Source organism: Acinetobacter sp. YH16052 (genome assembly GCF_013417155.1).
In the GTDB taxonomy this organism is placed as follows: Bacteria; Pseudomonadota; Gammaproteobacteria; order Pseudomonadales; family Moraxellaceae; genus Acinetobacter.
Window position 1 is genome coordinate 251,609 of sequence record NZ_VPEO01000001.1, and the last position, 11,797, is coordinate 263,405.

Annotated in this window: 14 protein-coding genes and 1 pseudogene; 7 read left to right on the plus strand and 8 right to left on the minus strand. The window is 40.8% G+C overall.

Translation table 11 applies throughout. The features are described 5' to 3' along the window. Positions 1–67: 67 nt before the first annotated feature. The 3 genes and pseudogenes from FTV42_RS17770 (at position 68) to FTV42_RS01170 (ending at position 2,049) form a co-directional block, all read left to right on the plus strand. Positions 68–949, plus strand: a pseudogene (locus FTV42_RS17770) (LysR family transcriptional regulator). Positions 950–966: 17 nt separating this feature from the next. Continuing rightward, on the plus strand, positions 967–1,284 hold the full coding sequence (locus FTV42_RS01165) for an NIF3 1 (RefSeq protein WP_004279094.1): 318 nt from the start codon (positions 967–969) through the stop codon (positions 1,282–1,284). A gap of 336 nt (positions 1,285–1,620) precedes the next feature. Continuing rightward, positions 1,621–2,049 carry a carotenoid oxygenase family protein gene (locus FTV42_RS01170; protein ID WP_005265793.1) on the plus strand — a complete coding sequence of 143 codons (429 nt, stop codon included), beginning with the start codon at positions 1,621–1,623 and terminating at the stop codon, positions 2,047–2,049. A gap of 269 nt (positions 2,050–2,318) precedes the next feature. Here the strand turns inward: FTV42_RS01170 and FTV42_RS01175 are convergent, their stop codons facing one another. Next, a complete protein-coding gene (locus FTV42_RS01175; RefSeq protein ID WP_180037153.1) occupies positions 2,319–3,113 on the minus strand; it encodes a nitroreductase family protein in 795 nt (264 codons plus the stop codon). 71 nt (positions 3,114–3,184) lie between these two features. Further along, positions 3,185–3,985 (minus strand): enoyl-CoA hydratase-related protein, encoded by an 801-nt coding sequence (locus tag FTV42_RS01180; protein ID WP_180037154.1) that lies wholly within the window; start codon positions 3,983–3,985, stop codon positions 3,185–3,187. A 103-nt stretch (positions 3,986–4,088) separates the two neighbouring features. On the opposite strand from FTV42_RS01180, the gene FTV42_RS01185 reads away from it, so the two are divergent. Continuing rightward, positions 4,089–4,658, plus strand: coding sequence for a nicotinate-nicotinamide nucleotide adenylyltransferase (locus FTV42_RS01185; protein WP_048882461.1), 570 nt, complete (start codon positions 4,089–4,091; stop codon positions 4,656–4,658). A 5-nt stretch (positions 4,659–4,663) separates the two neighbouring features. Here the strand turns inward: FTV42_RS01185 and FTV42_RS01190 are convergent, their stop codons facing one another. Further along, positions 4,664–5,569: a LysR family transcriptional regulator ArgP gene (locus FTV42_RS01190; protein WP_071850387.1), complete on the minus strand. Its 906-nt coding sequence runs from the start codon at positions 5,567–5,569 to the stop codon at positions 4,664–4,666. A gap of 103 nt (positions 5,570–5,672) precedes the next feature. On the opposite strand from FTV42_RS01190, the gene FTV42_RS01195 reads away from it, so the two are divergent. Both FTV42_RS01195 and FTV42_RS01200 read left to right on the plus strand, forming a co-directional pair. Next, positions 5,673–6,278, plus strand: coding sequence for a LysE/ArgO family amino acid transporter (locus FTV42_RS01195; RefSeq protein ID WP_071850386.1), 606 nt, complete (start codon positions 5,673–5,675; stop codon positions 6,276–6,278). 409 nt (positions 6,279–6,687) lie between these two features. Next, positions 6,688–7,251 (plus strand): YceI family protein, encoded by a 564-nt coding sequence (locus FTV42_RS01200; RefSeq protein WP_005106431.1) that lies wholly within the window; start codon positions 6,688–6,690, stop codon positions 7,249–7,251. A gap of 87 nt (positions 7,252–7,338) precedes the next feature. Here FTV42_RS01200 and FTV42_RS01205 read toward each other — a convergent pair whose 3' ends face one another. From FTV42_RS01205 to dapD, 5 genes are all read right to left on the minus strand, one after another. Next, entirely contained in the window at positions 7,339–7,797 is a 459-nt protein-coding gene (locus tag FTV42_RS01205) for a peroxiredoxin (RefSeq protein WP_180037155.1), read from the minus strand. 85 nt (positions 7,798–7,882) lie between these two features. Next, entirely contained in the window at positions 7,883–8,296 is a 414-nt protein-coding gene (locus tag FTV42_RS01210) for a hypothetical protein (RefSeq protein ID WP_004645640.1), read from the minus strand. 16 nt (positions 8,297–8,312) lie between these two features. Further along, positions 8,313–8,981, minus strand: coding sequence for a 7-cyano-7-deazaguanine synthase QueC (gene queC, locus FTV42_RS01215; protein ID WP_004731688.1), 669 nt, complete (start codon positions 8,979–8,981; stop codon positions 8,313–8,315). A gap of 34 nt (positions 8,982–9,015) precedes the next feature. Beyond that, positions 9,016–9,726 carry a 7-carboxy-7-deazaguanine synthase QueE gene (gene queE / locus FTV42_RS01220; protein WP_180037156.1) on the minus strand — a complete coding sequence of 237 codons (711 nt, stop codon included), beginning with the start codon at positions 9,724–9,726 and terminating at the stop codon, positions 9,016–9,018. Between the two features lie 131 nt (positions 9,727–9,857). Further along, complete coding sequence (gene dapD / locus FTV42_RS01225) at positions 9,858–10,679, minus strand: 2,3,4,5-tetrahydropyridine-2,6-dicarboxylate N-succinyltransferase (protein WP_004645637.1); 822 nt, start codon at positions 10,677–10,679, stop codon at positions 9,858–9,860. Between the two features lie 320 nt (positions 10,680–10,999). Between dapD and carO the strand changes: the two genes are divergently transcribed. Then, entirely contained in the window at positions 11,000–11,743 is a 744-nt protein-coding gene (gene carO / locus FTV42_RS01230) for an ornithine uptake porin CarO (protein ID WP_180037157.1), read from the plus strand. Positions 11,744–11,797 lie beyond the last annotated feature (54 nt).

Below are 11,797 nucleotides of genomic sequence, written 5' to 3' on the forward strand. Positions count from 1 at the left end.
CTATTCTTATTTGCAATACGTGGGTCATAATCTTAAGATGCTGACCTGATCAGAAACCGGGCAGGCTATGGAACTTCGACATTTACGCTATTTTATTACTGTGGCGCAGCAACAAAGTTTTACCAAGGCTGCCGAAAAACTGTTTACCGCTCAGCCGTCATTAAGCCAGCAAATTAAGGATCTGGAGCAGGAAGTAGGCGTCATGCTGTTTGATCGTTCATCCAGAAAGGTCAAACTCACCGATGAAGGGCAGGCTTTTCAGATCTATGCCGAAAAAGCACTGGAAAATGCCAAACTGGCAGTAGCAGCAGCGCGTCAGGTTGCGCAGCAGAAAAATAACCAGATTCACATTGGCTTCCTGAATGTCGCAGAAATAAAAGTGATGCCACAGATTCTGGCCCAGCTTAAAAAACCATGCCGGACTTAAAAATCCATCTGCATAGCCTGACCTGTATGGAACAGATTCAGCGGCTAAAAAATGCTGAACTGGATTTATGTATTACCCGCTTTCATCTGGACCATCCAGATTTTGAGAATATTTATTTATTAACCGAGCAAATTTATCTGATAGCCGCTCAGCACTTACATTCTACAGATCGAATCCTGAAATTACAGGAACTAAAAAAACCATAATATAATTATGTGTGAGCAGAATGCTTCACCAGTATTTTATGAAAAGCTGGATAGACTACTCTGCATTGATCAGCTTGAGCATGAACAGCTGTTGTGGGTGACCAATGTCTTGCAACACATCAATCTGACCAATATGGGAATGGGCTTTAGTTTTGCGCCTGAATATTTACTGCGGTTTTTGAATGATCATGTGAAAATTCTCCAGACTGATCAGGCACTGCCAAAACTGGATTTATATGCAACATTTAACAAGATTTCTCAAAATCCTGCATTGAAGATGATTACCCAAGCACTTAACAATACAACAAGTATCTGAATTGTAGGAAGGAATATATGTTAAAGCTGATTTATTACGTGCCGGATGAAAACCTGGAAGACACCAAGAATGCGATATTTGCAGCAGGAGCGGGCGGTATTGGTGAGTATACGAATTGTGCCTGGCAGGTTTTAGGAACCGGACAGTTTAAACCACAGGAAGGTGCAGATCCGCATATTGGTGAAGTGGGTAAACTGGAACAGGTAGAAGAATGGCGGGTAGAAATTCTGGTGCCTGATGAAAAGGCAGTCGATGTGGCCAAGGCGCTGAAAGAAAGTCATCCTTATGAAGAGCCGGCCTTTGAGTTTATTCAGCTTCTGGATATCAAAGTCTAAAATTATAAAATTGATGCTCTGCTGCGGCGCGTTTGACTTAGCGCGCCGTTAATCTAGATTCAGAAACCAGCCGACCTGCTTTTGTTATTATCATTTCTGCCAGAATAATCCAAAGAAAAAATACAATAAGGAAAATAACAATGCCGTGGCCAAAACTGCTGAGCAGAATGCTCAAAAATACGCTTAGTAAATCCATTCAATACAGTGCAGAAATTCTGCATAGTCGTATTCCCTATTCCAGTGCACTCCAAAGCATTGATCCGCTCGATTCAGGGACCGATAGAAGATCAGGATATACGATTAGAGCGCTTTATTTTTGAACAAGGAACGGGAAAAGTGACACGAACCGTATTATCAAATATCAAGCAGGAATTTCCACGGATTAATGAAGCATTTATTGGGCGACAGTATCGTTATATCTATAGTATTTCTTTTGGTGAATTTGACGATCCTTCCCATGTCAGCAGCAATACGGTGATGTGTTTTAATTTAAGAACCAGAACCACAGAAAGTTACTCCTTTGGAGAAAACTGGGTTACTGGTGAGGCAGTCTTTGTCGCACGGGAAAATGCTCAGGCTGAAAATGATGGCTGGCTAATGTCTTATATCCATGCTTTAGATTGTAGCCCCTCGAAAGTTGTAATTCTGGATGCCCAGCATATTACAGAAGGACCCATTGCAACGATTCATTTACCAGTTCGGGTACCGGTCGGATTTCATTGTAACTGGATTGATTATCGGAAATTAAGAGCGAACTATTCTTAAAAAATGATTTAGCATCGACTTGTATTTGCTCTAAATAGATTTCTTCCTTTTCGCCATCCGCGTATCAAATATTATTTCTTTTCAAAATAGTAGTGAATTTACATTGAGGTGACATGGATGTCACCTGCCAGACAGAGGTTCAAGGATGAACCTTCTGTCTGGCAATGGCTTTGGTTACTTTGGCCTGTCAAAGTAACGAAAATGCCTACGCGTATATCAGTTAATTTAAGAAAACAGTCGAGGCCGTGATATTCATTCAATAAACGTACTTAAACCTTCTGAATAAACAGCTCACGATCAAAACGGTACTGCGGGAAGAACACGCCGTCTTCAGCACGTTCACCCGCACCAATTACCATGACCGCATACTGTTCATCATTCAATTTCAGAATTTCACGAACCATCGGCTCATCAAAACCTTCCATCATACAGCTGTCAAAACCATAAGCACGTAAAGCTAAGACCAGATTTTCACAAGCGAGCGCCGTCGTTTTGGTCGCCCACAGTTTCGCATCAGCCGGACTGAAAGCAGAAACTGGCATTTGTTTGTCCAGTGTACGGGCAACTTTGAAAGCTACTTTTTTAAAGTTACCGAAAGCATTCAGATAACCAGTCTTATAGTTGTAGGGAATATATTTATAGTATTTCTTAATTGCGGGCGGAGCTTCAGGAAATGGAAATTCATTCACATTACGTTTCGCCATTTCATCAATACGGTCGGTACGTGCGATACAGACAATTAGTTCAGAAGCTGTTTTGGCTGCCAGTTGACTCATACAGGCTTTGACCAGATGTTTTTTCTTGCTTGAATTTTGTACCACATAAAAAGTCCAAGGCTGCAAGTTCGAAGAATTCGGGGCCAACAACGCCAGATCCAGACAGGCATCCAGAACTTCGACAGGAATTGGCTTTTTGGTAAATTTACGCACCGAACGTCGGCTTTCAATCACCTTACGAAAATTATCGACATCTATATCTTGAGGTGCAGGTTCGTAATAACGTTTCTTTTCTGGATTTGAACTGTCCGTTGTTTGGGAAGAGGTTTGGGAGTTTTGATTTGGCATACTTCAGATTCTTGGAAAAATAAAAGATTGAGGCAGTCTAAACCACCTCATTGAACTCATAAGTTTGAAAATTAGTTGAATTGTGTGAAATCAGGTTTACGTTTTTGCATAAAGGCTTGAACCGCTTCCAGCATTTCTGGCGAGCCAACACGCTGCATGAAAATTTCTGCTTCATGGTCGATCCATTCTACAATTTCATTCACATTGTGTTTCATCAAGGCTTTAGATTGCACCAGTGATGCCAATGGCAGGGCAGAGAGCTGGGCAGCTTGTGCTGCTGCTTTGGTGTAAACATCTTCTTCAATGCTATTCACCAGACCTGCGTCGAGTGCTTTTTCACTATTGAATTTTTGCGCAGTCAGCAATAATTCGGCCGCTTTATGATAACCTGCTTGCTGAATCAACAGCTTGCTTGAAGCGCCTTCAGGTGATAGACCCAGACTGACAAATGGAATCTGGAACAGGGCAGTATTGTCACTATAGACCAGATCACAATGTAATAAGATCGTCACGCCAATGCCGATCGCAACACCACGCACCGCAGCAATCAAAGGCTTGGAAAATTTTGCAGCAGATTTGAGTAAAATAAACGGCGGGCCTTCAGCAGCGGGTGCTTGACCTTTCTTCGCGGCAGATTTCATAAAATCCTGCATATCATTGCCCGCACTAAAGTCTGCATCCTGACCACGTAATACAACTACACGAACTTCAGGCGCCCGATCAGCTTCATCTAAAGCTTTCGCAATCCAGAGATACAGCTCGCTATATAACGCATTTTTCGCTTCCGGGCGATTGATGGCTAAAGTGAGTACACCATGTTCTAAATTCGCATTCAAATGCTCATGAGGTTGTTGAATACAGCTCAGTGTCATCGTACTATCCTTGCTTTAAAACTTAATTTGATTTTATGGGAATGATTATGTCGCATATTTATTGGGACAGCACAACTCATGAGTCATAAAAAACTGATCCCTTATGAACTATACATTTGATTATCTGGTTTTCATTGGCCGCTTTCAGCCTTTTCATCTGGCACACATGCAAACGATTAACATTGCCCTGCAGCACAGTCAGAATGTGATTTTGGCTCTTGGTTCTGCACAAAATGAACGTAATATCAAGAATCCATTTTTGGCTTCGGAGCGTGAAGCCATGATCCTGTCAAATTTTAGTCCAGAAGATCGGGCTCGGATCAAATTTGTAGAAGTCATAGATGTTTATAATGATGAAAAATGGCAAAAACTGGTGAAATCGCTGGTGAACCAGGTTATTGAACCGGATGCCAAAGTCGGGCTGATTGGGCACTTTAAAGATGATTCTTCTTATTATTTAAAGTTTTTCCCAGAATGGGAAATGGTCGAACTTGACAGTCTTGAAGATGCCTTATCCGCCACGCCGATGCGTGAAGCTTATTATCGTGGCGAAATTCAACGGGATAAATTTCCACAAGGCACAATTGATTTTCTAGAGAATTTCCAAAAAACCACGACCTATCAGCAACTCAGTGAAAAATTTGCCCAGAATGATAAAACCAATCTAGTTTAAAAGTATCAGGTTGTTATGGGTTGATTCATGGTAGTTTGAGCATGCTGTTTCAAACATTCGCCTAAAATTTCCAGGGCAGACGACTGTTCTTTCCAGTGATGCCAATACAAGGGTACTTCAATTCGCATCTCACTCGAAAGTTCAAGCAGTTCACCTGACTCCAGCAAATCCCTGGTTTGATAGTCCGGCAGCCAGCCATATCCTAGACCCATGACAATCGCATCAAAAAACGCATGGGTCGATGGAATAAAGAAATGAGGATATTGAGCAAGGTTCAGGCCAAATTCGTGCTGAATAAATTGGGTATGGAGTTGGTCTTTTTCATTAAAAATAATGGCAGGGGCAAGGCGTAGCGCATCCCGATGTACCCCTTGATGAAACCAGTTTCGGGAAAAGTCAGGGGTGGCGACCAGACGATACTGCATCTGTCCGATCAACTCAGCCCGGCAACCTTTCATTGCCTTGGCTTCAGTACTCAAACAGGCATTGACGAGACCTGCTTCTAACAGATGATGAGTCTGTGATTGATCATCTACCTGAAAATGCAGCACAATTTTATGCTGGATCAGCTGGGTTTGTAAGGTTGGTAATAGCCAGGTCGCGAGTGAATCAGCATTGGTGGCAATATTCAGGCAGTAGAAACCTTCATGTTGCAGCTGTCCACCCAGATCCTGCATCAGATTCTGTTCTAGCAAACGTTGATGCTGTAAATAATGCAATAAAGTTTGTCCTGATTGGGTCACGCGGCAAGGCCGATCTCTCACCAGAAGCAATTGTCCCAATTTTTTTTCCAGACTTTGAACACGAAGGGTCACTGCCGAGGCAGTAATATTTAGCTGCTCGGCAGCCAGATCGAAACTTCCCGTTTTTGCAACTGCGTAAAAAGCATCACATTGTTTCGCATTCAGCATATCTGTTATCTAAAAATAATTTAGTTAAATTGATATTAACTTAGTTTTAATTAATCGCATCCATTTTGTTGAATAATTCATTTATTCAAAAAAGGGGAATGTGATGTTCAGTTATATGGTGAGTGGTTTTGCTGTGGGAATGAGCCTGATTATCAGTATCGGTGCACAGAATGCTTTTGTATTAAAACAAGGTTTAAAACAACAGCATGTGTTCTGGGTCTGTGTGATTTGTGCCTTGTCTGATTCCATTTTAATTCTGCTTGGCGTACTGGGCTTTGCGCGCGTCATTGAACATTATCCGGATATTGTTATATTTTCTAAATATATTGGCGCAGGATTCCTATTTTATTATGGTTTGCACCATGCGATCAGCGCATTTAAATCAACAGAGGTTTTAGCACCAAGTGATCAGCTAACAGAGCATTTTCTACAAGTACTGATGATCTGCCTGGCTTTTACCTGGCTAAATCCGCATGTTTACTTAGACACAGTCATATTGATTGGATCAATTTCAACCCAATACGCCTTAGGAAAATGGTGGTTTGCTTTAGGTGCTGTCTGTGCTTCCTGGTTTTTCTTCTTTAGTTTGGGATATGGGGCAAAGATACTGACGCCTTGGTTCCAACATCCAAAAGCATGGAAAATACTGGATGCTATTATTGCATGTACCATGTGGGGCGTCGCAGTGTCATTAATTCTCAGTATTTGATTCAGGCTACGAAAGCCGATAGATCGGTTAAGAGTTATCTAAGCGTGTCATTTTAGATAGTGATGGAGAATAGGCAGCGCAGAAAACAACTCTTTTCAGTGCTGCAAGCACATGGATATTTCCAATATAAATTGAACTTAAAATAAACGATCTGTCTTATATAAAAAATTTATAAAATCAGAATTTTATAAGATGAAACCAGTTTCCTGCTCGCCTAGCAGGGCCACTTATCAGAAAAAAATCAGCTCAAGTATTTTGTCCGTTAGTCATGAATGATTTTACAAAAACTTCAATAAACTGGTATAAAAATAACGAAAACCTGTTCGCTCAAAAACAAGAAAATTTAGTTTCAGATTAAGCCGTGTACTTAAATCCGATCAATAAGAAATTAAACAAGGTGGATTTAAAATTGAAAACAACAATAAAAACTGGGCTCCTTAGCTTAGCGATCTGTTTAGCTTTGACCAGTCAGTCTTTTGCAAGATCATGGACCTTAACTCCCAAAAGTGATGTCGGTTTTGAGATCAAGTCGATGGGTCTTACTGTAGTTAAAGCCAAGTTCAATCAGGTTCAATCCACGATGCAGTTTGATGCTAAAGCACCGCAAAATGCCTCAACCCATCTGGTCATGGATGTAGAAAGTTTAAGCTTTAGTAAGCCGCTATTTAAACATATGATTTTGGGCGAAGACCTGTTTTATGTAGAAAAATATAAGACTGTAATTTTTAAAAGTATCCAGTTTAAAGACTTGGGTAATGGCAAATACAATGTTTTAGGTCATTTAACCCTACGTGGTGTGACCAAACCTGTGATTTTTGAAACCACGTTTAAACCCAGTATGTCAAATGCCAACCTGCTTGATGTTCAGGCATCTGCCGTGATTAACCGTAGGGATTTTGGTATGAAAAAAGGAATTGCCGGGGTAGGGGATAAAGTTAATCTTCATCTATCAGGCCAGTGTGAAATGAACTAGGGTAGATATAAAATACTTGATGATATGAACGTTATTGTAAAAAAAGCTCGAATATTTCGAGCTTTTGTCTATACGATAAGCATGCAATTAAGCAGCTTGCAAAGCTTTTAAATCTTCCAGAACTTGTTCTGCATGACCTGCTGCTTTGACCTTACGGTATTCTTTGACCAGTTGGCTATTATGGAAAATAAAAGTTGAACGCTCAATGCCCATTACTTGTTTGCCATACATGTTCTTTTCTTTAATCACATCAAAGTGATGACACAAAATTTCTTCTTTATCGCTGATCAGATTGATACTCAAATTCTGCTTTTCAGTAAAGTTCTGATGCGCTTTTACCGAATCACGGGATACGCCAAGAATTGTGGTATTTAAAGCATCGAACTGATCTTTTAAACAGGAAAATCCTACTGCCTGAGTTGTGCAGCCCGGTGTAGAATCTTTAGGATAAAAATAAATCACCAGCCATTCTGTATTTAACTGGGTTAAATTGATTTCGCCTGTCGTCGCAGGAAAATTTTGGTCAAGCAAACTCATTTCAGACATAAAAACTCCTGTTTTCTTGAAATTTTTTCAAAAAAAATAAGCCACATTATTATAGTGGCTTATTTTATCAAAGAATAATCAAATCTTATTTCTTTGGTGCCGCTTGAGCTGATTTCATCGCTTCTTCAGTCAAAGTTTTCAGTTTGCCTGTTAACTGTGGACCAAAGCATGCTTGAAGATCTTTATTCTGCTTCTGTACAAAAGCTAAAGTGCCTGGGCTTTTCTTCTGGTTAATAGTGCTTTGAATTTCCCATTTTTGTGCATTGGTTAATTTGCCATCTGCTTCAATAGCACAACCACAATATTTGCTGACTTCAGCAGATGTCAATTTTTTGCTTTTGCCAGTTTCATTTTTACAAACATTGATCAATGCAGATTTTACATTGGTGCTTTTATAAGCTTGTTGTAATTTGTCATCAGCCGCTTGAGCCGTAGTTGCGAACATAGCAGCAGCTGAGACAATTGCTGAAAGCACGATGCTTGATTTTAAATTCTTCATAAACTCTACCTTGTTATTACGGTATATAACGTGTCGGGTCTTCAACACCTGCGTCCGCAAAACCTTGTTTACGTAAACGACAACTGTCGCATTTGCCACAGGCACGTCCTTGGTCATCTGCTTGATAGCATGACACCGTTTGACTGTAGTCTACGCCATGTTCAATACCTAAGCGAATGATATTTGCTTTGGATAAATGTAACAAAGGTGTTTCAAATTTGAGCGCCTGACCCTCTACGCCAACCTTGGTCGCAAGGCGTGCCATGTTGGCAAATGCCTCGATAAATTCCGGACGGCAATCCGGATAACCGGAGTAATCAACCGCATTAATTCCGATGACAATCGCTTCAGCTTCGAATACTTCAGCTGCTGCTAAGGCGTAAGACAAGAAGATAGTATTACGTGCTGGAACATAGGTAATCGGAATGCCAGCCTGTTCATGGTCGGGCACCTCAATACTATGATCGGTAAGGGCTGAGCCACCCAGATTACCCAGATCAATATTGATCACTCGATGTTCCACACCCGCACGTTGCGTTAAAGCTTTTGCTGCATCCAGCTCGGTCGTTGAACGCTGACCATATCGAAAACTGAGTGCGATACATTCATAGCGTGCCTGCGCCCAAGCCAGACATGTTGTTGAGTCTAATCCGCCAGATAACAGGACAATGGCACGAGGGCGCATAAGCTGATTCTCCAAAAAAATACTTTACAAAAAATTAACGACCAGTTTCATCATTCCATAACAACTTGTGCAGCTGTAACTGGAAACGAACAGGGAGATGGTCTTCTAAAATCCACTGAGCCAAATCACGTGCCAGTGGCGGTAAACGAACCGCACCTTTTTCGACCGCAAATGCAGGCGAAAACCAAACTGTACTCACTTTGTCTTGAAGTTGGTACTGTTCAAGTTGTTGTTTTGACCATTCATAATCTTCACGATTGCATATTACGAACTTGATTTGATCATGTGCAGTTAAATGATCGAGATTAGCAAGCAAATTCCGTGCAACTTCACCTGAATTTGGTGTTTTTAAATCTAAAACTTTGGAAACACGTGAATCCACTTTGGACACATCTAAAGCGCCACTGGTTTCAAGTGAAACCTGACATCCTAAATCTGCAAGTCGCTGCATCAGGGGTAGGGCATTCGGTTGTGCCAGTGGTTCACCGCCGGTCACACAGACATAAGGGGTTTTAAAATCAAGCGTGGCCTGGATAATATCGTCCAGAGACTGACGCTCACCGCCTTCAAAGGAATAGGTGGTATCACAATAGCTACAACGTAATGGGCAACCGGTTAAACGGATAAATACCGTTGGTAGTCCTGCGGCATTGGCTTCACCTTGCAATGAATAGAAAATCTCCGTAATGCGTAAACCCGCAGATGGATCAGAGACAGGAATTGCGGAAGATCGAAGCGTATTCATAACAAAACTAACCAATGAGAAATAAATAACCGGGTATAAAAATAAAAATCCCTACGATTATTACTAATCGTAGAGACGAGGAGCGGTTGAGGCTCCGAGGAACACGAATGTGTCCTCTAAGTTAAGACATCTTAATCTTCGCGTAATAGATCGTTCAGGCTTGTTTTAGAACGAGTTTGTGCATCAACTTTTTTCACGATGATGGCAGCATACAAGCTGTAAGTACCGCATTTAGACGGAAGGCTACCCGCAACAACGACAGAACCTGCTGGTACACGGCCGTAGTGGATTTCGCCAGTGGCACGGTCATAAATCTTGGTTGATTGACCAATGAATACGCCCATTGAAATCACAGAACCTTCTTCAACGATTACGCCTTCAACGATTTCAGAACGTGCACCGATAAAGCAGTTATCTTCAATAATGGTTGGATTCGCTTGAAGCGGTTCAAGTACACCACCAATACCTACACCACCTGACAAGTGAACATTTTTACCGATTTGTGCACATGAACCTACAGTTGCCCAAGTATCAACCATCGTGCCTTCATCTACATAAGCACCAATGTTGACATAAGAAGGCATCAAGATCACGCCTTTAGCCTGGAAAGAACCTTTACGTGCAACAGCAGGCGGTACAACACGTACGCCAGCAGCCTTGAATTGTTCTTCAGTCCAACCTGAGAATTTAGTCTCTACTTTGTCATAGAAACGAAGATCACAAGCTTCCATTGGTTTGTTGTCGTTTAATTTAAATGATAACAATACCGCTTTTTTAATCCATTGATGAACAACCCATTCACCATCGATTTTTTCAGCAACACGTAAAGTACCATTGTCTAGACCAGCAATTACTTCCTCAACTGCTTGACGGATTTCAGCAGAGCAATCTGCAGCTGTAAAATTCGCACGGTCTTCAAACGCTTGTTCAATGATTGTTGAAAGCTGCGACATGATCTTCCTTCCAGAAAAAAATTTTCTAGATTTTACACTATATTGCAGGAAAAATAGTTGAAAGCACTAAAAATAGATGAAAAATAACCAAAAGTGTAGAAAGCGTGAAATTATTAAAGTGATAAGTGTACTTTTTCATTATGTTGAAATGTAGGAGAAGTGTTAGAAAACGCTTGGTTCTGAACAAGAAAAATTAATTTGTATCAAAAAATAACAAAAGATGAGCAAAATGTGAATAAAAAATATTTTTTAAGTCCTTTATATTGAGCTCATCACGAATAACTAATGATGAAAAAAAAGTTCTTTTGAGGAGAGAAATAATGAAAGCTTTATATCAACTTTTAGCAGTATCCGTTCTAGCTGCCACAGCTGGATCTGTCATGGCTGCTGATGAAACGATCGTAACAGATGAAGGTGTAGCATCTTTCTCTTTCTTTAAACCCGCAGCTGTTCGTGCTGAAGTCGGTACTACCGGTTATGGTGGTGCAATTTCTTGGAATGCCAATCCATATGTTGGCGTGACTTTAGGTTATAACGGTGGTGACATCTCTTGGTCTGATGATATCTCAGTAAATGGGACTAAATATGACCTGGATATGGACAATAACCTGACCTATTTAAATGCTGAAATCCGTCCTTGGGCGAACTGGTTCTATATGGCAGCAGGCGTAGGTTATATTGACAATGATTATGGGTTAGAAAGTCGTACAGGTGCTGATGGTATTATTACTGTTGATGGTAATCGTTATGAAACAGTAGGTGGAACTACTGGGCGTGTGACAGGAGATTTATCTTACAAAAACAATATCGCACCTTATGTAGGGATTGGTTTCTCACCAGCAATTACTAATCGTTGGGGTGTATTTGGTGAAATCGGTGCCTACTACAATGGTAATCCACGCGTCAATTTAGCATCTACTGGTAACTTTATAGCTGTAGATTCTACTAATCCAGATATTCCAGATTTTGATACTGCCTTACGTAATGAAGAAAACGAAATTCGTAACGACAATGAATACGAATGGCTACCAGTCGCAAAACTGGGTGTCAGCTTCCGCTTCTAAATTTTAGCTATATAAAAAAAAACGGGCTTCGGCCCGTTTTTTTATTTTTTAGAA

Coding starts and splice junctions, on each gene's coding strand:
- dapD (WP_004645637.1), bottom strand. CDS start 10,679: ATGTCGCAGCTTTCAACAATCATTGAACAAGCGTTTGAAGACCGTGCG.
- FTV42_RS01180 (WP_180037154.1), bottom strand. CDS start 3,985: ATGACACTGAGCTGTATTCAACAACCTCATGAGCATTTGAATGCGAAT.
- FTV42_RS01185 (WP_048882461.1), top strand. CDS start 4,089: ATGAACTATACATTTGATTATCTGGTTTTCATTGGCCGCTTTCAGCCT.
- carO (WP_180037157.1), top strand. CDS start 11,000: ATGAAAGCTTTATATCAACTTTTAGCAGTATCCGTTCTAGCTGCCACA.
- FTV42_RS01165 (WP_004279094.1), top strand. CDS start 967: ATGTTAAAGCTGATTTATTACGTGCCGGATGAAAACCTGGAAGACACC.
- FTV42_RS01205 (WP_180037155.1), bottom strand. CDS start 7,797: ATGTCTGAAATGAGTTTGCTTGACCAAAATTTTCCTGCGACGACAGGC.
- FTV42_RS01190 (WP_071850387.1), bottom strand. CDS start 5,569: ATGCTGAATGCGAAACAATGTGATGCTTTTTACGCAGTTGCAAAAACG.
- FTV42_RS01195 (WP_071850386.1), top strand. CDS start 5,673: ATGTTCAGTTATATGGTGAGTGGTTTTGCTGTGGGAATGAGCCTGATT.
- queC (WP_004731688.1), bottom strand. CDS start 8,981: ATGCGCCCTCGTGCCATTGTCCTGTTATCTGGCGGATTAGACTCAACA.
- FTV42_RS01210 (WP_004645640.1), bottom strand. CDS start 8,296: ATGAAGAATTTAAAATCAAGCATCGTGCTTTCAGCAATTGTCTCAGCT.
- queE (WP_180037156.1), bottom strand. CDS start 9,726: ATGAATACGCTTCGATCTTCCGCAATTCCTGTCTCTGATCCATCTGCG.
- FTV42_RS01175 (WP_180037153.1), bottom strand. CDS start 3,113: ATGCCAAATCAAAACTCCCAAACCTCTTCCCAAACAACGGACAGTTCA.